Source organism: Streptomyces sp. DF42 (assembly GCF_058267695.1).
In genome coordinates, this window is sequence record NZ_CM177859.1 from 2,483,001 (window position 1) to 2,499,674 (window position 16,674).

The window sequence follows — 16,674 nt, forward strand, 5'->3', positions numbered from 1 at the left end:
TTCGGCCATGACGCCCAAACAGGCAGAAAACAGCCTCGACGACCGGATCACCGGAGCGCTCGTGGGCGCGGCGGTGGGCGACGCGCTCGGCGGCCCCGTCGAGGGCTACTCCCCCGACCAGATCCTGCAGCGCCACGGCGGCCGTGTCCACGGCATCGTCGGCCCCTGGAACGGCGACGACTGGCGCACGGCGCGCCCCATCGCGCCGTACCACAAGGGCGACGGCCACGTCACCGACGACACCTTGCTGACGCATGCGCTGGTCCGGGTGTACGCGCAGGTCCGCGACCACCTGGACGCCTACGCGATCGCGGAGCACCTGGTCCCGGACCTGATGACGAAACCGCGCTGGATCCCGGAGCTGGAGACGGAGACCCTCCCCCTGCACCGCGTCTTCCTCGCGGAGAAATGGCTGGTGGCTCGGCTCCACTACGGCCATGTCGACCCGCGCGAGGCGGGCGTCGGCAACATCGTCAACTGCGGTGCGGCGATGTACATGGCCCCGGTCGGGCTGGTGAACGCGGCCGCCCCGACAGCCGCCTACGCCGAGGCGATCGACATCGCGGGCGCCCACCAGTCGTCGTACGGCCGCGAGGCGGCGGGCGTCTTCGCGGCCGCGGTGGCAGCGGCCACGGCCCCCGGAGCGACACCCGACTCGGTCGTCACCGCCGCGCTCCTGCTGGCGAAGGACGGCACCCGCACGGCGATCGAGCGGGTCTGCGAAGTGGCCTTGCGCCACTCGGACTTCGAGTCCGCGCTGATTCCCCTCCGTGAGGCGGTGGCCCCGTTCGACACGGTGGGCCCGGACTACCGCTCCCCCTCCCTCGGGGCCCGCCGCCCGTCCCGCCTCCATTCGATCGAGGAACTCCCCGTCGCCCTGGGCATGTTGGTGCTCTCTCGCGGCGACTACCGGCACGCGGTCCTGGGCGCGGTGAACTACGGCCGCGACTGCGACTCGATCGCGACGATGGCGGGCGCGCTCGCCGGGGCTCTGGGGTCCCAGATCCCCGAGGACTGGTCGAAGACGGTGGCGGAGGCGAGCCGTCTGGATCTGTGGGAGCCGGCGGCGACGCTCGCGCGGGTGACGCGGGAGATCTTCGAACGGGACGTCAAGCGCCGCAGGGCCCACGAGGCGGCGTTCACCGAGATCGGGGGCCTGAGATGCTCCGACTGACCTGGGTGCAGCCCGAGGACCTGATCGGCCACGAGCTGAGACAGGCGGCCCTGGACGGCCGTGAGCCGTCGGCGATCGCGGCGAGATGGAGAGCCGCGGGCGGCACGCAGGCGCCCCTGCGTGCCGGCGCGTCCCCGGAACCGGCCACGCGCTATCTTCGGCTGCTGGCGAAGGACCTGCTGGACGAACTGGCGGACCTGCCGAGCACCTTGGGCGAGTGTGAGCCGACGGATCTGCGGAAGATCAAGGCCCTGTGCCCCAACTGGCCCGCGACGGCCCCCACTTCGACCACGCCCCCTTCACCCTCCCGCCTCGAAGCCGCCTGGCTCGGCCGCGCCGTGGGATGCCTCCTGGGCAAACCCGTGGAGAAACTCCCCCTGGAGGGCATCCGCGAACTGGCCCGGTCCACCGGCAACTGGCCTTTGCACACCTACTTCACGGCCCGCGGAGTCCCCGAGGACCTCGCCTCGCGATACCCCTGGAACCGCCGCTCCGCGACGACCTCCCTGGCGGAGAACATCGACGGCATGCCCGAGGACGACGACCTCAACTACCCGCTCCTCAACCTGCTGCTGCTCCAGCGTCACGGCAGAGGGTTCAGCACCACCGACGTGGCGGAGCTGTGGCTGTCCGAACTCCCGGCGGGCCGCACGTTCACCGCCGAACGCGTCGCCTACCGCAATCTCCTCCTCGGCCTGGAACCGCCCCGCACAGCCCGCCACCGCAACCCGTTCCGCGAGTGGATCGGCGCCCTCATCCGTGCCGACGTCCACGGCTGGACCAACCCCGGCGACCCGGCGGCCGCGGCCCAGCAGGCCCACCGGGACGCCACCCTCACCCACACCGCGAACGGCGTCTACGCGGCGATGTTCACGGCCGCCACCATCGCCACCGCGGCGACCGGTGACCAGGACGTCCACGGCTGCCTCCGCACCGGACTGACGGTGATCCCACCCGGCTCCCGCCTGGCCGGGGCCGTCCGTCACGCCGTCCGCCTCGCCGAGGAGCACACCGACTTCGACACCGTCGTCGACGAACTCCACACCGCCCACGGCGCCACCCACCACTGGGTCCACGCCGTCCCCAACACAGCCCTCCTCGCCGCCGCCCTCACCCACGCGGACGGCGACTTCCCCGGCTCCATCTGCCGTGCCGTGTCCGGGGGCTGGGACACCGACTCCAACGGCGCCACCGCCGGCGGCATCGCCGCCCTCCTCGCCGGCTCCCCCTCCGCCCTTCCCGACCGCTGGACGACCCCCCTGAAAAACCGGCTGACCACCTCCGTCGGCGACTTCAACGGCATCGGCTTCGACGCCCTGGCCCATCTCACCCACCGGGAGGCATCCCGCCCATGACCCACATCGTCGTACTGGGCAGCACGAACATGGACCTAGTCGCCTACGTCGAGAAGGCCCCGCAGCTCGGCGAGACCGTCACGGGACGGGCGTTCCGTACGATCCCCGGTGGCAAGGGCGCCAACCAGGCGATCGCCGCAGCCCGCGCGGGCGCCACCGTCTCGATGATCGGCGCGGTAGGAAACGACGCCTTCGGCACCCGACTGCGCTCCACGCTCGACCACTCGGGCGTCAACACGGACCACCTCCGCACCGTCGAGGCCCCCTCCGGCACCGCCCACATCGTCGTGGACGGCGAAGGCGGCAACGCCATCGTCGTGATCCCCGGCGCCAACGGCACCGTCGACCACCTCCTCCCCGGCGACGAAGACCTCATCGCCTCCGCCGAAGCCCTGCTCCTCCAGCTGGAGATCCCCCTGGCCGCGGTGGTGGCGGGCGCGCGCACCGCCCGCGCCCACGGCGTCCGTACGATCCTCACCCCGGCCCCCGCCCGGCCACTGCCGCCCGAACTCATGGCCGCCACCGACCTGTTGGTGCCCAACGAGCACGAGGCAGCGACGCTGACCGGCCTCACCGACCCGCGCAGCGCGGCCGCGTCCCTGCTCGACCAGGTGCCGGAGGTGGTCGTCACCCTCGGCTCGGCGGGCAGCCTGTACGCGGCCCGAGGCAGCGACCCGCTCACCGTCCCGGCGCCCCGGGTCACGGCCGTGGACTCGACAGGTGCGGGCGACACGTTCGTCGGGGCGCTCGCCGTGGCCCTCGGCGAGGGGCGGCCGATGGCTGAGGCACTGGCCTGGGCGGGAGCGGCCGCGGCGCTCTCCGTGCAGCGCCCCGGCGCGTCGGCGTCGATGCCGTACCGCCCCGAGATCGAGACGCGGTTCACGTCATGAACCAGGCCCCGCTCACCGGCCTGCGCGTCCTCGACCTCGCCACCCTCTTCGCCGGGCCGCTCGCCGCCACGATGCTCGGCGACTTCGGCGCCGAGGTCATCAAGGTGGAACACCCGGCCAAGCCGGACCCCTCCCGCGGCCACGGCCCGTCGAAGGACGGCGTCGGCCTGTGGTGGAAGCTCCTCGGCCGCAACAAGCAGACCATCACCCTCGACCTCTCCAAGCCGGGCGGCCGTGCCACCCTCCTGCGCCTCGCGGGCACCGCGGACGTCGTCATCGAGAACTTCCGCCCCGGCACGCTGGAGAAGTGGGACCTGAGCTGGGCGGAGCTGTCCGCGGCCAACCCTCGCCTGGTCCTCGCCCGGGTCACAGCCTTCGGCCAGTTCGGCCCCTACGCGCACCGCCCCGGCTTCGGCACCCTGGCCGAGGCGATGAGCGGCTTCGCGGCGATCACCGGCGAACCGGACGCACCTCCGACGCTCCCGCCCTTCGGCCTCGCCGACTCCATCGCGGGCCTGGCCACGGCGTACGCCGTCATGACCGCGCTCGCCGCCCGGGACCGCACCGGAGAGGGCCAGGTCGTCGACATGGCGATCATCGAGCCGATCCTGACCGCCCTCGGCCCCCAGCCGATCTGGTACGACCAGCTCGGCCACGTCCAGCCGCGCACGGGCAACCGCTCCCAGAACAACGCCCCGCGCGGCACCTACCTCACCGCCGACGGCGCCTGGGTCGCCGTCTCGACCTCCGCGCAGTCGATCGCGGAACGCGTGATGCACCTGGTGGGCCGCCCGGAGCTGATCGACGAACCGTGGTTCGCGACGGGCGCCGACCGCGCCCGGCACGCCGACGTCCTGGACGAGGCGGTCGGCTCCTGGATCGCCGAGCGCACCCGCACCGAAGTCCTGGCCGCCTTCGAGAAGGCGGAGGCGGCGGTGGCCCCGATCCAGGATGTACGGGATGTGATGACGGACCCCCAGTACGCGGCCCTGGACACGATCACGACCGTCGACGACCCCGACCTGGGTCCCCTGCGCATGCAGAACGTCCTCTTCCGGCTCTCCGCCACCCCCGGCGCGATCCGCTGGGCGGGCCGCCCGCACGGTGCGGACACGGACCGGATCCTGACCGCGCTCGGCCTGACCCCGGCCGAGCTGACGTCCCTGCGCGAGGAGGGGGCCGTATGACCACGCCCCCGCTCACCTGGCTCTACGCCCCCGGCGACCGCCCGTATGTCGTCGCCAAGGCGCTGGCGGCCGGCGCCGACGTCGTCGTGATCGACCTGGAGGACGCGGTCGCCCCGGACCGCAAGGCGTACGCCCGCGCGGCCACCGCCGAACTCCTCTCCCATCCGCAGCCGATCCCGGTCCACGTCCGTGTGAACTCCCTGGACGGCCCGCTGGCTCCGCGGGACCTGGAGGCGGTGGCGGCGCTTCCCGGGCTCGCGGGTCTGCGGCTGCCGAAGGTGACGGCTCCGGAGCAGATCATCCGCACCGCGGAACGGTCCGCTCCGGCCGCCGGAGGCGCTCCCGCCCTGTACGCGCTCCTGGAATCCGCACTGGCCGTCGAGCACGCCTACGCCATCGCGTCCGCCCACCCCTGCCTCCGCGGCATCGCCCTCGGCGAATCGGACCTACGGGCCGACCTGGGCGTACGCGAGGACGCGGGTCTCGACTGGTCCCGCTCCCGCGTCGTGGGCGCCGCACGGGCGGCGGGCCTGCCCCCGTCCCCCCAGTCGGTCCACCCGGACATCCGCGACCTGGAGGGCCTGGCGGCCTCCTGCGCCCGCGGCCGCGCCCTCGGCTTCCTCGGCCGCGCGGCCATCCACCCGCGCCAGCTCCCCATCATCGAACGGGCCTATCTGCCCACGGCGAGAGAGGTCGAGGAGGCCGAGACGATCGTCAAGGCGGCCACGGCGCAACAGGGCGCCCAGGCCCTTCCGGACGGACGGTTCATCGACGCGGCGGTGGTGGCGGCAGCGCAACGCACGCTGTCCCTGGCCCGCCGTAACCACGGCTGAGGGCGCCCGCGGTTTCGCGGGCGCCCTCAGCCGTGACGATCGACCAACGGACGACCGGTCAGCTCTTCTTGGCCGACTCGGCGCCGTCCTTCGTCTCTTCCTCGGCGTCATCGGGTTCTTCGACGTCGTCGGCGTCGTCGGCGGGGTTCTTCACGTCCGTCTTCGGCTCCGAGGAATCCGCCCCGTCCTTCTCGACGGCCTCGCCGCCGGCCTCGTCCTCCGCGGCGGCCGGCTCGACCTCGGTCTCCCGGCCCGGCCGCTTCTTGGACGACACCACGATGTACACCACCGCGAGCAGGAACACGATCAGCGCGGTCCAGTCGTTCAGCCGCAGACCCAGGATGTGGTGGGCGTCGTCGACACGCATGTACTCGATCCACGCCCGGCCCACGCAGTACGCGGCGACGTACAGCGCGAAGACCCGCCCGTGTCCCAGCTTGAAGCGGCGGTCGGCCCAGATGACCAGCAGGGCGACACCGATGCACCACAGGGACTCGTAGAGGAACGTCGGGTGGTAGTACCCGGGCACTCGGCCGTCCTCCGAGGACGTGATGTGCAGCGCCCAGGGGACGTTCGTCGCCTTGCCGTACAGCTCCTGGTTGAACCAGTTGCCCCAGCGGCCGATGGCCTGGGCGAGGGCGATGCCGGGCGCGATGGCGTCCGCGTAGGCGGGCAGAGGGATGCCGCGACGACGGCAGCCGATCCAGGCGCCCACCGCACCGAGCGCGATCGCGCCCCAGATGCCGAGACCGCCCTGCCACACCTTGAAGGCGTCCACCCAGTCACGGCCCTCGCTGAAGTACAGCTCGTAGTCCGTGATCACGTGGTAGAGCCGGCCGCCGACGAGGCCGAACGGCACCGCCCAGACAGCGATGTCGGCCACCGTGCCGGCCCGCCCGCCGCGGGCGATCCAGCGCTTGTTGCCGAGCCAGACCGCGACGAAGACGCCGATGATGATGCAGAACGCGTAGCCACGCAGCGGAATGGGGCCGAGATACAGCACCCCGTGCGACGGGCTCGGAATGTAGGCAAGTTCTTCCATGGCAGGGTCGACGCTACCGTGCCGGACCGGGCCTACGGCAGGCGGCCCGGCTACGGCTCCATAACGGGCGGGTGTGAACCCGCCTTACCCCTTCTTCGCCTCCTGCACCATCTGCTTCAGCTTGGCCGGTGTCATCGTCCGGTCCTGGTAGATGTCCTTGCCCCCGAGCAGCACGGTCGGCGTCCCGGAGAATCCACCGGACTTGAAGGCGGCGTTCGACTTGTCGATCCAGCTGTCGTGCCTGCCGTCGTTGACGCACTGGCGGAAGGCCGCCGTGTCGAGGCCCTTGGCCTTGCCCGCCAGGTCGATCAGCCTGCCGTTGTTGCCGAAGGTGTCGACGGTCTCCTTGGGCTGGTTGTCGTAGAGCACGTCGTGGTAGGCGGAGAACTTTCCGGCGTCCTGCGCGCAGGCGGCGGCATTGCCCGCGCGGAGGGAGCCGGTGCCGCCGAGGTTGCCGTCGATCAGCCTGACCAGGTGGTACTCGACTCTGAGCAGGCCGGAGTCGGTCAGCTCGTGGATCGTGGGCCGATACGCCGCCTCGAAGGCCTGGCAGGCCGGGCAGCGGAAGTCCTCCCAGACCGTGAGCGTCGACTTGGCGCCGTCCTTGCCCACCGGAATCGCGAGACTGTCCTTGCCCTGCGCCCCGGAGGGCGCCACGGCCGGGCCCGAGGCCTTGTCGTCCTTGCCCGCGTTCGCGGCGAGCACGCCGATCACCGCGGCCAGTCCCAGCACGCAGGCGACGCTCGCACCGATGATCAGCGTCCGCCGTCGCTTGTCCGAGGTCTTCTGCTTCTCACGCTCGACCGCCAGCCGATCCCGGGCGGCGCGCTTTCCCTCACGGTTCTTCTCGCTCACACCCCCAGAACGAACCGGGGAGGCGCATTGCGCCTCCCCGGTCCCGGATCCACCCGTTCGGAGGACCCGCGTGACATCAACTGCTCGGCTACGCCTGCCCGCGCACGCCCTTGGCCAGCTCACCGGCGAGCGAGCGGACGGCCTCGACGCCGGCCGCGTCGTCCGGCGCGTCCAGCATCCGCTTCACGAAGGCCGAGCCGACGATCACGCCGTCGGCGAAGCCCGCGACCTCGGCGGCCTGCCTGGCGTCGGAGACGCCGAGGCCGACGCACACGGGCAGGTCCCCGCCGGCGGCCCGGGTGCGCTCCACCAGGTCCTGGGCCTGCGCGCCCACCGACTCGCGGGTACCGGTGACGCCCATCAGCGAGGCGGCGTACACGAAGCCGCTGCCCGCCGCGGTGATCTGGGCGAGTCGCGCGTCCTGGCTGCTGGGCGCGACCACGAAGACCGTGGCGAGGCCGTGCTTGACGGCGTGCTCCCTCCACAGCGCCGACTCCTGCACCGGCAGGTCGGGCAGGATGCAGCCCGCGCCGCCCGCCTCGGCGAGCTCGGCGGTGAAGCGCTCGACGCCGTAGCGGTCGATGGGGTTCCAGTACGTCATGACGAGGATCGGCTTGCCGGTGGCCTCGTGGGCCTCCTTGACCGTGCGCATGACGTCCGCGATCTTGACGCCGCCGCGCAGGGCGATGTCGTCGGCGGTCTGGATGACCGGGCCGTCGAGGACGGGGTCGCTGTGCGGCAGACCGACCTCCACGACGTCCGCCCCGCCGTCGAGGACGGCCTTGATCGCCTCGATGCCGCCGTCCACGGTCGGGAACCCGGCCGGGAGGTAGGCGATGAGGGCGGAGCGTCCCTCGGCCTTGGCACCCGCGAGGGTGTCCGTCAGCAGCTGGATGTTCCCGCTCACTTGGCGTCCCCCTCGATCTCGGCGAGGTCGGCGGCGTCGGCCGCGACCTCGGCGTCGGTGTCGTACAGGCCGAAGTAACGGGCGGCCGTGTCCATGTCCTTGTCGCCGCGGCCGGACAGGTTGACGACGATCAGGCCGTCCTTGCCCAGCTCCCTGCCGACCTCCAGCGCACCCGCCAGGGCGTGTGCGCTCTCGATCGCCGGGATGATGCCCTCGGTGCGCGAGAGCAGGCGCAGGGCCTGCATGGCCGCGTCGTCGGTGACCGCGCGGTACTCGCCGCGGCCGCTGTCCTTGAGGTAGGAGTGCTCCGGGCCGATGCCCGGGTAGTCCAGACCGGCCGAGATCGAGTACGGCTCGGTGATCTGGCCCTCGTCGTCCTGCAGGACGTAGGAGCGGGAGCCGTGCAGGATGCCGGGCTCGCCCGCGGTCAGCGTGGCCGCGTGCTCGCCGGTCTCGACGCCGTGACCGGCGGGCTCGCAGCCGATGAGGCGTACGGCGGCGTCCGGGATGAAGGCGTGGAAGAGCCCGATGGCGTTCGAACCGCCGCCGACGCACGCGACGGCCGCGTCCGGGAGGCGGCCGGCGCGCTCCAGGATCTGACGCCTGGCCTCCACGCCGATGACGCGGTGGAAGTCGCGGACCATGGCCGGGAAGGGGTGCGGGCCGGCGACCGTACCGAAGAGGTAGTGGGTGCGGTCGACGTTGGCGACCCAGTCGCGGAAGGCCTCGTTGATGGCGTCCTTGAGCGTACGGCTGCCGGACTTCACGGCGATGACCTCGGCGCCGAGCATGCGCATGCGGGCCACGTTCAGGGCCTGGCGCCGGGTGTCGATCTCGCCCATGTAGATCGTGCACTCAAGGCCGAAGAGGGCACAGGCGGTCGCCGTGGCGACGCCGTGCTGGCCGGCGCCGGTCTCGGCGATCACGCGGGTCTTGCCCATGCGCCTGGTGAGCAGCGCCTGGCCGAGCACGTTGTTGATCTTGTGGGAGCCGGTGTGGTTGAGGTCTTCCCGCTTCAGGAAGATCCGGGCACCGCCGGCGTGCTCGGCGAACCTCGGCACCTCGGTCAGGGAGCTGGGGCGGCCGGTGTAGTGCACCAGCAGGTCGTCGAGTTCGCGGGCGAACTCGGGGTCGTGCTTGGCCTTGTCGTACTCGACGGCCACCTCGTCCACGGCGGCGACGAGGGCCTCCGGGATGAACTTGCCGCCGTATGCCCCGAAGTAGCCTTCGGGACTGGGGACTTGACCCTCGGGGTCGGGGATGAAGAACTCGCTGGGCATGACTGAACCTCACGGTGAGTTTGGGACATACCTGATCGCCGTGGGGGCGGGGCTCGTCAGACGGCGAAAGGCCGTCTGTGGCTTGTCACGCAGTTCCCCGCGCCCCTAAAGGGCGCGCTGCCATCGGCGGCCGTTTACCTGCCCCGGTTCGTCTCCGATGACGTACCTGACCCTACGACCGTGCACGCGGCGTGCCGGGGCGCGGCAGCCACGGGGGCGGCAGCCGCGCGCGAGGCGGGCGTACCGGTCCACGGTCGTCACGGTGAGAGTCATCGGGGTAAGCCTAGCGGGTGATCAGCTGCGGCCGTGCCGGAGTGCGGGGTGCTCGCCCGCTGCCACCAGGTCCGACACCGCCGACTTGGGGTCGCGGCCGGTGACCAGGGACTCGCCGACCAGGACGGCGTCCGCGCCGGCGTTGGCGTAGGCGATGAGGTCGTGCGGGCCGCGGACGCCGGACTCGGCGATCTTGACGATGTGCGCGGGGATCTCGGGGGCGACGCGCTCGAAGGTGCCCCGGTCGACCTCCAGGGTCTTGAGGTTGCGTGCGTTGATGCCGATCACCTTCGCACCCGCGTCGACCGCGCGCTCGACCTCGTCCTCGTCGTGGACCTCGACGAGCGGAGTGAGGCCGATGGAGACGGCACGCTCGATCAGCGACTCCAGGGCCGGCTGGTCGAGGGCGGCGACGATGAGCAGCACGAGGTCGGCGCCGTACGCACGGGCCTCCCACAGCTGGTACGAGGTGACGATGAAGTCCTTGCGCAGGACCGGGATGTCGACCCGCGCGCGCACCGCCTCCAGGTCGGCCAGCGAGCCGCCGAAGCGGCGCTCCTCGGTGAGGACGGAGATGACGGCCGCGCCGCCCGCCTCGTAGTCCGCGGCGAGTCCGGCCGGGTCGGCGATCGCGGCCAGCGCGCCCTTGGAGGGGCTGGAACGCTTGACCTCGCAGATGACCTTGACGCCGTCACCGCGCAGTGCGGCCAGCCCGTCCTTGGCAGCGGGAGCCTTCGCCGCGCGCTCCTTGAGCTCGTCGAGGCTGACGCGCGCCTGCCGCTCCGCGAGGTCGGCACGGACTCCGTCGATGATCTCGTCGAGCACACTCACGCGAGCGGCCCCCTTCCAGACGGTTGACTGTTCAAGCGGTTGACCTTCGGTTAAAACCGATGGTCACTGCGATGGTATCCGGAGGAAGGCTTAGGCCTCACATCCGGTTGACGCCGGTCCCTCTACCTGGTCTTTCACCCATTGATCAAGGATGCAGCCAGCCACCGAACGGTGAGTTCCGGACAACCGTGAAGACCAGCAGCAACGTCCCGAGCGTCCACAGGTGCACCCGCCCGAGGTCGATGCGCATGGGTCGTCCGCGCGCCGAGCGCACCACCCATACGGTCCACAGCGCGGCGACGCCCAGATAGCCGATCACGGCCAGGGCGTTGTCCTGGAGTGCGGCCGGGAAGTCCCCGTGGACGAACGAGTAGGCGCTGCGCAGGCCGCCGCAGCCGGGGCAGTAGATGCCGGTGAACCGGTAGAGCGGGCAGACGGGGTAGTGGCCGGGCTGGTTCGGGTCCACGGTGCCCACGTAGGCGAAGGCCCCGGCGACGGCCGCGAGCACCCCGGCGGGGACGGCCAGTCTCGCCGCCACCGTCGGCGGAGCGCCGGACGGCGTCACAGGCTGGCTCTCGGCGTTCACACCTCGCATTGTCCCCCCGATCGCACGCCACGCACGCGTGAGGGGCGATCCGGCACCGGATCGCCCCTCATCAGTCGTACGCGCTCAGCTCTTGGCGTGCGCCGCCTGGCTCTGCGCCAGCGCGTCCTGGAACGTCTCGTGTGCGTCCTTCGCCTGGCCGAGGCCCATCGCGCTCATGATCCAGCCGACGATGCCGCCGACGACCACGATCACCATGCCGGCCCAGAAGCCCACGGGCTCGGCCATCACCATGAAGGCACCCGAGACGCAGAAACCGATGAAGGCGATCGTGACACCGGTCCAGGCGGCCGGGGTGTGACCGTGGCTGCTGCCCGCCATGACTTGCTCCTCGTTGCTGTGTACGTGTGTGAGCCGGACGCTCAACGGACATTGTCCCGCACGCGCACGCGTGCGCTGCTCGGGGGTCGCTCCTTGCGCGTCGGTGCCCCGAGAGGTGGTGCCTACGCGCTGGTGGGGTCCTCGCCGCGGTCGAGTGCCTTCCAGATGTCCTCGGGGCGGTCGGGGTCGACGGCCGCGGCCCTGCGGCGTGCTCTGGGGGCGCCACCGCGTTCGTAGCGGCCGGACATCGCGGGCCACTGCCGGCCGTAGCGCAGAGCGAGCAGGCCGGCGACGAGGAGCAGGGCGCCGCCCGCGGCCGCGACGTACGGCCAGGCGGTGTGGCTCAGGGCGTGCACGGTGGCCGAGGTGTCGCCGGCGGCCTGCGCGGCCTTCTCGTCCAGCGCGGAGCTGTCGGAGACGCCCAGCAGGGCGGCGGCGACGGTACCGGCGCCGGAGAGCGCGAGCAGGGCCGAGACCAGCAGCCGTCCGGCCCTGCGGACGGCGAAGACGGCGACGAGCGCGGCCAGGCCCACTATGGCGAGCGCCGCGGGGACGCCGGTGACGTCACTGCCCTTGGCGACCAGGGAGAAGGGGGCGCCGGCCACCGTCGCTGTCCCCTCGGACCAGCGCTGACGGGTGGCCAGCAACGCCACGGCCGCGCCGAGCGCACCGCACAGCAGGGCAAGGGCGAGACTCCGGCGCCCGGCCCGGGAGGGGCCGTCGGCTTCGGAACGGGGGTGGGGAGCAGCAGTCACGTACTCCACTATCGCCCGAACCCCGGGTGAACCGTCACCCGGGGTTCACGTGAGAAGCACCCCACCGCGCGGGAATGTGCCCTGAATGCGCCCTATTCGCCCAGTCTGTTCGCCGTGTGGACGGCGCGCAGGACCGCCGCCGCCTTGTTGCGGCACTCCTGGTCCTCGGCGACCGGGTCGGAGTCGGCGACGATACCGGCGCCCGCCTGGACGTATGCCGTGCCGTCCCGGAGCAGGGCCGTGCGGATGGCGATGGCGGTGTCGGAGTCGCCGGCGAAGTCGAGGTAGCCGACGCAGCCGCCGTACAACCCGCGCCGGGACGGCTCGAGTTCGTCGATGATCTGCATCGCGCGCGGCTTGGGGGCGCCGGAGAGGGTGCCGGCCGGGAAGCAGGCCGTCAGGACGTCGAAGGCCGTGCGGCCGTCGGCGACCTTTCCGGTGACCGTCGAGACGATGTGCATCACGTGCGAGTACCGCTCGACGGACATGAAGTCGACGACCTCCACCGAACCGGGTTCGCAGACCCGTCCGAGGTCGTTGCGGCCGAGGTCGACCAGCATGAGGTGCTCGGCGCGCTCCTTCGGGTCGGCGAGCAGTTCGTCGGCGAGGGCCTGGTCCTCCTGCGGGGTGGCCCCGCGATGCCGCGTGCCGGCGATGGGGTGGACCATCGCCTGTCCGTCCTCGACCTTCACCAGGGCCTCGGGGGACGAGCCCACGACGTCGAAGCCGTCGAAGCGGAACAGGTACATGTACGGCGAGGGGTTCGTCGCCCTGAGGACCCGGTAGACGTCCAACGCACTTGCCGTGCACGGTGTTTCGAAGCGCTGGGAGGGGACCACCTGGAAGGCCTCCCCGGCGCGGATGCGCTCCTTGACGTCCTCGACGGCCGCCTGGAAGTCGGGGCCGCCCCAGAGTGCGGTGTACTCGGGGAGTTCCGAGGGCGGGAGGACGGCCGGGGGCTGGGCGACCGGACGCGAGAGGTCGGCCTCCATGGCGTCCAGGCGGGCCACCGCGTCCGCGTGCGCGTCGTCGACGCCCGTGTCGAGGTCGTTGTGGTTGATCGCGTTGGCGATCAGCAGGACCGAGCCCTCCCAGTGGTCCATGACGGCGAGGTCGCTGGTGAGCAGCATGGTCAGCTCGGGCAGCCGGAGGTCGTCCCGCTCCCCCGGGCCGATCTTCTCCAGGCGGCGCACGATGTCGTAGCCGAGGTAGCCGACCATGCCGCCGGTGAAGGGCGGCAGTCCCTCCTGGTGCGGGGTGTGCAGGGCCTCGATGGTGGCGCGCAGCGCGGCGAGCGGGTCGCCGTCCTGCGGAACGCCGACCGGCGGGGTGCCGACCCAGTGGGCCTGGCCGTCCTGCGCGGTCAGGGTGGCCGCGGAGCGCACGCCCACGAAGGAGTAGCGGGACCACTGAAACGCTGTCCGGCCGTTCTCCGCGGACTCCAGCAGGAAGGTGCCGGGGCGCTCGGCGGCGAGCTTGCGGTAGAGCGCGACCGGGGTGTCGCCGTCGGCGAGGAGCTTGCGGGTGACCGGGATGACACGACGGTCGGTGGCCAGCTTGCGGAACATCTCGAGATCCATGGCGGCTGACCTTACTGATCCTGCGCCGGTACGCCGGAATCGGCGTCCTTGAGGAGCACGTCGACGTCGAAGCAGGTACGCGCGCCGGTGTGGCAGGCGGCGCCCACCTGGTCGACCTTGACCAGCACGGTGTCCGCGTCGCAGTCCAGCGCGACGGACTTGACCCACTGGAAGTGGCCGGAGGTGTCGCCCTTGACCCAGTACTCCCCGCGGCTGCGCGACCAGTAGGTGCAGCGGCCGGTGGTGAGGGTGCGGTGCAGCGCCTCGTCGTCCATCCAGCCGAGCATGAGCACCTCTCCGGTGTCGTACTGCTGGGCGATCGCTGGGACTAGCCCGTCGGCGCTGCGCTTGAGGCGCGCGGCGAGGTCCGGGGCGAGGCTGCTGGGCCGGGGCGTGCTGCTCATGGGTGCCATTGTGCCGCGCACCACTGACAGTGACGGAGGGGTGTCCACTGGGCGGACCCCCCGGGGGGTCGTAGGCTGGCTGGCATGTCGACTTTCGCCAAGCGTGAACGACTTCTCCTGGCCGACCTGTTGGAGGCCGAGGGCCCGGACGCCCCGACCCTCTGCACGGACTGGCAGACCCGTGATCTCGCCGCGCACGTGGTGGTGCGCGAGCGCCGCCCCGATGCCGCCGGCGGCATCCTGATCAAACCGCTCGCGCCGCGCCTGGAGCGGGTGATGGCCGAGTTCACCGCGAAGCCCTACGAGGAGCTGATCCAGCTGATCCGTACGGGCCCGCCGCGCTTCTCGCCCTTCCAGCTCAAGCAGCTCGACGAACTGTCGAACACGGTGGAGTTCTACGTCCACACGGAGGACGTCCGCCGTGCGCAGCCGGACTGGACGCCGCGCGAGCTGGACCAGGTCTTCCAGGACGCCCTGTGGTCCCGCCTGGAGCGCTCGGCCCGCCTGATGGGCCGCAGCGCCCCGACGGGCCTGGTGCTGCGCCGCCCGGACGGGCAGACGGCGGTCGCCCACCGCGGGACACCGGTGGTGACGGTGACCGGCGAGCCGTCCGAACTGCTCCTGTTCTCCTACGGCCGGCAGAGCGCCGCCACGGTGGAACTGGACGGCGACAAGGACGCGGTCGCGAAGCTGCACGAGGCCAGGCAGCTGGGCATCTGACGGCTCGCGATCGATCGACGTGACGCGCGCCGAGAGCTGAAGGCCGGCCACGCTCTTCGGCGCGCCACACGTCCCGGACATCCGACGCGACCCGCACGGACCACGCTGCCCACGCCGACGGGACCGGCACCCCAGGCACCCGCCACGACGGCCCCGCCCACCCGTGAGCCGCCGCGATCAAGGCCGCCCGCACCACCGAACGCCCGAGATCAGCCCGGCAACTCAGCGCTCCGCACCTCCCGAACAACCCACGCGACCACAGCACCCATCCCACACGGACCACGCTGCCCGGACCGGCATCCCAGGCACCCATCTGATCGGCACCCCGGGCACCCGCCACCACCGAACAGCCGAGATCAGCCCGGCAACTCAGCGCGCCGCAGGTCCCGTACCCCCAGCGCGACCACGCCGGCCAGCCCACACACCACGGCGCTCACGACGAACACCGGGCCGGCGCCCCAGGCGCCGATCGCGGCTGCGGACAGCGGCATGCTGAGGGGGGCGAGTCCGAGGCTGACCAGGCTGGAGACGGCGGTGACGCGGCCGAGGAAGGCGGGGTCGGCCTGGGTCTGCAGGAGGGCCCCGCACATCGCGCCGCTGAGCCCGGCGAGCAGTCCGACGGCCAGCGCGACGGCCACGGCCGCGAGGAGAGCCGGTACGAAGGCCAGCGCGGCGATGGCGACCGCCCCGGCCAGGATCGCGTACCCGGCCACCTGCCCGGCATGCGGCAGCCGGCCCCGCACGGCCAGCAGCAGCGAGACGAGCCCCGCGCCCACGCCGAACCCGGCCAGGACCCACCCCATCCCGGACGCCCCCCAGCCGCGCTCGTCGGCGAGCAGGGTCAAGCCCACGTTGAGCGGCCCGACGAACCCGAAGTCCCCCAGGGCGATCGTCAGCACCAACGGGGCCAGGACGCGGTGGCGGCGGATGTACCGCAGCCCGGCCAGCAGGTCGGCCCAGGCGGTCCGGTCCCGCCCGGCCACCGTGTCGTCCGCCGGCAGCTCCCGCATCCGTAGGCAGACCAGCAGCGGCACGGACACCGCGATCATCAGCCCGGCGAGCCCGAACGCGGCCGCCGCGCCGCCCAGCGCCACGCCGAGACCGCCGAGCGGGGCGCCGACGATGACGGCGCACCGGTACGCCAGGCCCCGCATGCCCTGGACCCGGGCGAGCTGGCCCGGCTCGGTGATGCGCGCGGGCAACGCACCCACCGCGGGTACGAACACGGCGTCCACCGTGCCGAAGACCAGAGCGAGCACCCCCAGCACCCACAGGCTCGGGCTGGTGAGGAAGAGCAGCCCCGCCACCGCGAGCACGGCCGCGCAGCGCACCGCGTCACTCCCGATGACGACCCGGCGCGGCCCGAACCGGTCGGCGACCACTCCCCCGCCCAGCATCAGCACCGCGCGCGGCAGCGCGCCGACCGACATCACCAGGCCGGCCTGTGCGGCGGAACCGGACTGCACGGCGGCCCAGGACAGGGCGACGTAGTAGACGCCGTCGCCGGCCATCGACGACGCGTAGGCGCCCAGCCAGCGCAGGACGTTCGGGTCGCGGTGGGCCGGCCGGTCGTCCAGGCCGGCCCGGAGCACGAGCGTGTTGGTCACAGCGAACCGGTCCTTTCAGACGCGGAGCGGACGCGGAGCGGACTCAGAGCGGACGC

General features: G+C 72.3%; 18 protein-coding genes. 6 read left to right on the forward strand and 12 right to left on the reverse strand.

Translation table 11 applies throughout. The features are described from left to right. Positions 1-7 precede the first annotated feature (7 nt). From ACYUED_RS11350 to ACYUED_RS11370, 5 genes are read left to right on the forward strand one after another with little or no spacing between them, the layout of a single operon-like run. Complete coding sequence (locus tag ACYUED_RS11350; protein ID WP_491292154.1) at positions 8-1,174, forward strand: ADP-ribosylglycohydrolase family protein; 1,167 nt, start codon at positions 8-10, stop codon at positions 1,172-1,174. Beyond that, a complete protein-coding gene (locus ACYUED_RS11355) occupies positions 1,162-2,529 on the forward strand; it encodes an ADP-ribosylglycohydrolase family protein (protein WP_491292155.1) in 1,368 nt (455 codons plus the stop codon). Before ACYUED_RS11350 ends, ACYUED_RS11355 begins: the two co-directional genes overlap by 13 nt. Continuing rightward, positions 2,526-3,419 carry a ribokinase gene (gene rbsK, locus ACYUED_RS11360; RefSeq protein WP_491292156.1) on the forward strand — a complete coding sequence of 298 codons (894 nt, stop codon included), beginning with the start codon at positions 2,526-2,528 and terminating at the stop codon, positions 3,417-3,419. The genes ACYUED_RS11355 and rbsK overlap by 4 nt, the downstream gene beginning before the upstream one ends. Then, on the forward strand, positions 3,416-4,606 hold the full coding sequence (locus ACYUED_RS11365; protein WP_491292157.1) for a CaiB/BaiF CoA transferase family protein: 1,191 nt from the start codon (positions 3,416-3,418) through the stop codon (positions 4,604-4,606). The genes rbsK and ACYUED_RS11365 overlap by 4 nt, the downstream gene beginning before the upstream one ends. Beyond that, positions 4,603-5,439 (forward strand): HpcH/HpaI aldolase/citrate lyase family protein, encoded by an 837-nt coding sequence (locus ACYUED_RS11370; RefSeq protein ID WP_491292159.1) that lies wholly within the window; start codon positions 4,603-4,605, stop codon positions 5,437-5,439. Before ACYUED_RS11365 ends, ACYUED_RS11370 begins: the two co-directional genes overlap by 4 nt. A gap of 58 nt (positions 5,440-5,497) precedes the next feature. On the opposite strand, the gene lgt is transcribed toward ACYUED_RS11370, so the two are convergent. The 11 genes from lgt to hisI all read right to left on the reverse strand — a co-directional run bounded on the left by lgt (position 5,498) and on the right by hisI (position 14,291). After that, positions 5,498-6,481, reverse strand: coding sequence for a prolipoprotein diacylglyceryl transferase (lgt, locus tag ACYUED_RS11375; RefSeq protein ID WP_491292160.1), 984 nt, complete (start codon positions 6,479-6,481; stop codon positions 5,498-5,500). An 84-nt stretch (positions 6,482-6,565) separates the two neighbouring features. Next, a complete protein-coding gene (locus tag ACYUED_RS11380; protein WP_491292161.1) occupies positions 6,566-7,336 on the reverse strand; it encodes a DsbA family protein in 771 nt (256 codons plus the stop codon). Positions 7,337-7,424: 88 nt separating this feature from the next. Then, entirely contained in the window at positions 7,425-8,243 is an 819-nt protein-coding gene (gene trpA, locus ACYUED_RS11385; RefSeq protein ID WP_491292162.1) for a tryptophan synthase subunit alpha, read from the reverse strand. Continuing rightward, positions 8,240-9,523 (reverse strand): tryptophan synthase subunit beta, encoded by a 1,284-nt coding sequence (gene trpB, locus ACYUED_RS11390; protein ID WP_491292163.1) that lies wholly within the window; start codon positions 9,521-9,523, stop codon positions 8,240-8,242. The genes trpA and trpB overlap by 4 nt, the downstream gene beginning before the upstream one ends. 105 nt (positions 9,524-9,628) lie before the next feature. Continuing rightward, positions 9,629-9,796 carry a tryptophan biosynthesis modulator TrpM gene (gene trpM, locus ACYUED_RS11395; RefSeq protein WP_189947481.1) on the reverse strand — a complete coding sequence of 56 codons (168 nt, stop codon included), beginning with the start codon at positions 9,794-9,796 and terminating at the stop codon, positions 9,629-9,631. Between the two features lie 21 nt (positions 9,797-9,817). Then, a complete protein-coding gene (gene trpC, locus ACYUED_RS11400) occupies positions 9,818-10,627 on the reverse strand; it encodes an indole-3-glycerol phosphate synthase TrpC (RefSeq protein ID WP_491292165.1) in 810 nt (269 codons plus the stop codon). A gap of 145 nt (positions 10,628-10,772) precedes the next feature. Beyond that, positions 10,773-11,222: a DUF2752 domain-containing protein gene (locus tag ACYUED_RS11405; protein ID WP_491292166.1), complete on the reverse strand. Its 450-nt coding sequence runs from the start codon at positions 11,220-11,222 to the stop codon at positions 10,773-10,775. Positions 11,223-11,297: 75 nt separating this feature from the next. Next, positions 11,298-11,552: an HGxxPAAW family protein gene (locus tag ACYUED_RS11410; protein WP_491292167.1), complete on the reverse strand. Its 255-nt coding sequence runs from the start codon at positions 11,550-11,552 to the stop codon at positions 11,298-11,300. Positions 11,553-11,674: 122 nt separating this feature from the next. Next, positions 11,675-12,316, reverse strand: a complete 642-nt coding sequence (locus tag ACYUED_RS11415; protein WP_491292168.1) for a TIGR02234 family membrane protein — start codon at positions 12,314-12,316, stop codon at positions 11,675-11,677. Between the two features lie 83 nt (positions 12,317-12,399). Continuing rightward, complete coding sequence (locus ACYUED_RS11420; RefSeq protein WP_491292169.1) at positions 12,400-13,887, reverse strand: anthranilate synthase component I; 1,488 nt, start codon at positions 13,885-13,887, stop codon at positions 12,400-12,402. A gap of 11 nt (positions 13,888-13,898) precedes the next feature. Then, positions 13,899-14,291 (reverse strand): phosphoribosyl-AMP cyclohydrolase, encoded by a 393-nt coding sequence (hisI, locus tag ACYUED_RS11425; protein ID WP_266512605.1) that lies wholly within the window; start codon positions 14,289-14,291, stop codon positions 13,899-13,901. A gap of 84 nt (positions 14,292-14,375) precedes the next feature. Between hisI and ACYUED_RS11430 the strand changes: the two genes are divergently transcribed. Beyond that, on the forward strand, positions 14,376-15,011 hold the full coding sequence (locus ACYUED_RS11430; RefSeq protein WP_491292170.1) for a TIGR03085 family metal-binding protein: 636 nt from the start codon (positions 14,376-14,378) through the stop codon (positions 15,009-15,011). Positions 15,012-15,367: 356 nt separating this feature from the next. Here ACYUED_RS11430 and ACYUED_RS11435 read toward each other — a convergent pair whose 3' ends face one another. Then, positions 15,368-16,618, reverse strand: coding sequence for an MFS transporter (locus ACYUED_RS11435; protein ID WP_491292171.1), 1,251 nt, complete (start codon positions 16,616-16,618; stop codon positions 15,368-15,370). Positions 16,619-16,674 lie beyond the last annotated feature (56 nt).

Bases quoted from the DNA above. Each gene is read 5' to 3' on its own strand.
- rbsK (WP_491292156.1), top strand. From the start codon at position 2,526: ATGACCCACATCGTCGTACTGGGCAGCACGAACATGGACCTAGTCGCC.
- ACYUED_RS11405 (WP_491292166.1), bottom strand. From the start codon at position 11,222: ATGCGAGGTGTGAACGCCGAGAGCCAGCCTGTGACGCCGTCCGGCGCT.
- hisI (WP_266512605.1), bottom strand. From the start codon at position 14,291: ATGAGCAGCACGCCCCGGCCCAGCAGCCTCGCCCCGGACCTCGCCGCG.
- ACYUED_RS11410 (WP_491292167.1), bottom strand. From the start codon at position 11,552: ATGGCGGGCAGCAGCCACGGTCACACCCCGGCCGCCTGGACCGGTGTC.
- ACYUED_RS11430 (WP_491292170.1), top strand. From the start codon at position 14,376: ATGTCGACTTTCGCCAAGCGTGAACGACTTCTCCTGGCCGACCTGTTG.
- ACYUED_RS11355 (WP_491292155.1), top strand. From the start codon at position 1,162: ATGCTCCGACTGACCTGGGTGCAGCCCGAGGACCTGATCGGCCACGAG.
- lgt (WP_491292160.1), bottom strand. From the start codon at position 6,481: ATGGAAGAACTTGCCTACATTCCGAGCCCGTCGCACGGGGTGCTGTAT.
- ACYUED_RS11350 (WP_491292154.1), top strand. From the start codon at position 8: ATGACGCCCAAACAGGCAGAAAACAGCCTCGACGACCGGATCACCGGA.
- ACYUED_RS11420 (WP_491292169.1), bottom strand. From the start codon at position 13,887: ATGGATCTCGAGATGTTCCGCAAGCTGGCCACCGACCGTCGTGTCATC.
- trpM (WP_189947481.1), bottom strand. From the start codon at position 9,796: ATGACTCTCACCGTGACGACCGTGGACCGGTACGCCCGCCTCGCGCGC.
- trpB (WP_491292163.1), bottom strand. From the start codon at position 9,523: ATGCCCAGCGAGTTCTTCATCCCCGACCCCGAGGGTCAAGTCCCCAGT.
- ACYUED_RS11365 (WP_491292157.1), top strand. From the start codon at position 3,416: ATGAACCAGGCCCCGCTCACCGGCCTGCGCGTCCTCGACCTCGCCACC.
- ACYUED_RS11370 (WP_491292159.1), top strand. From the start codon at position 4,603: ATGACCACGCCCCCGCTCACCTGGCTCTACGCCCCCGGCGACCGCCCG.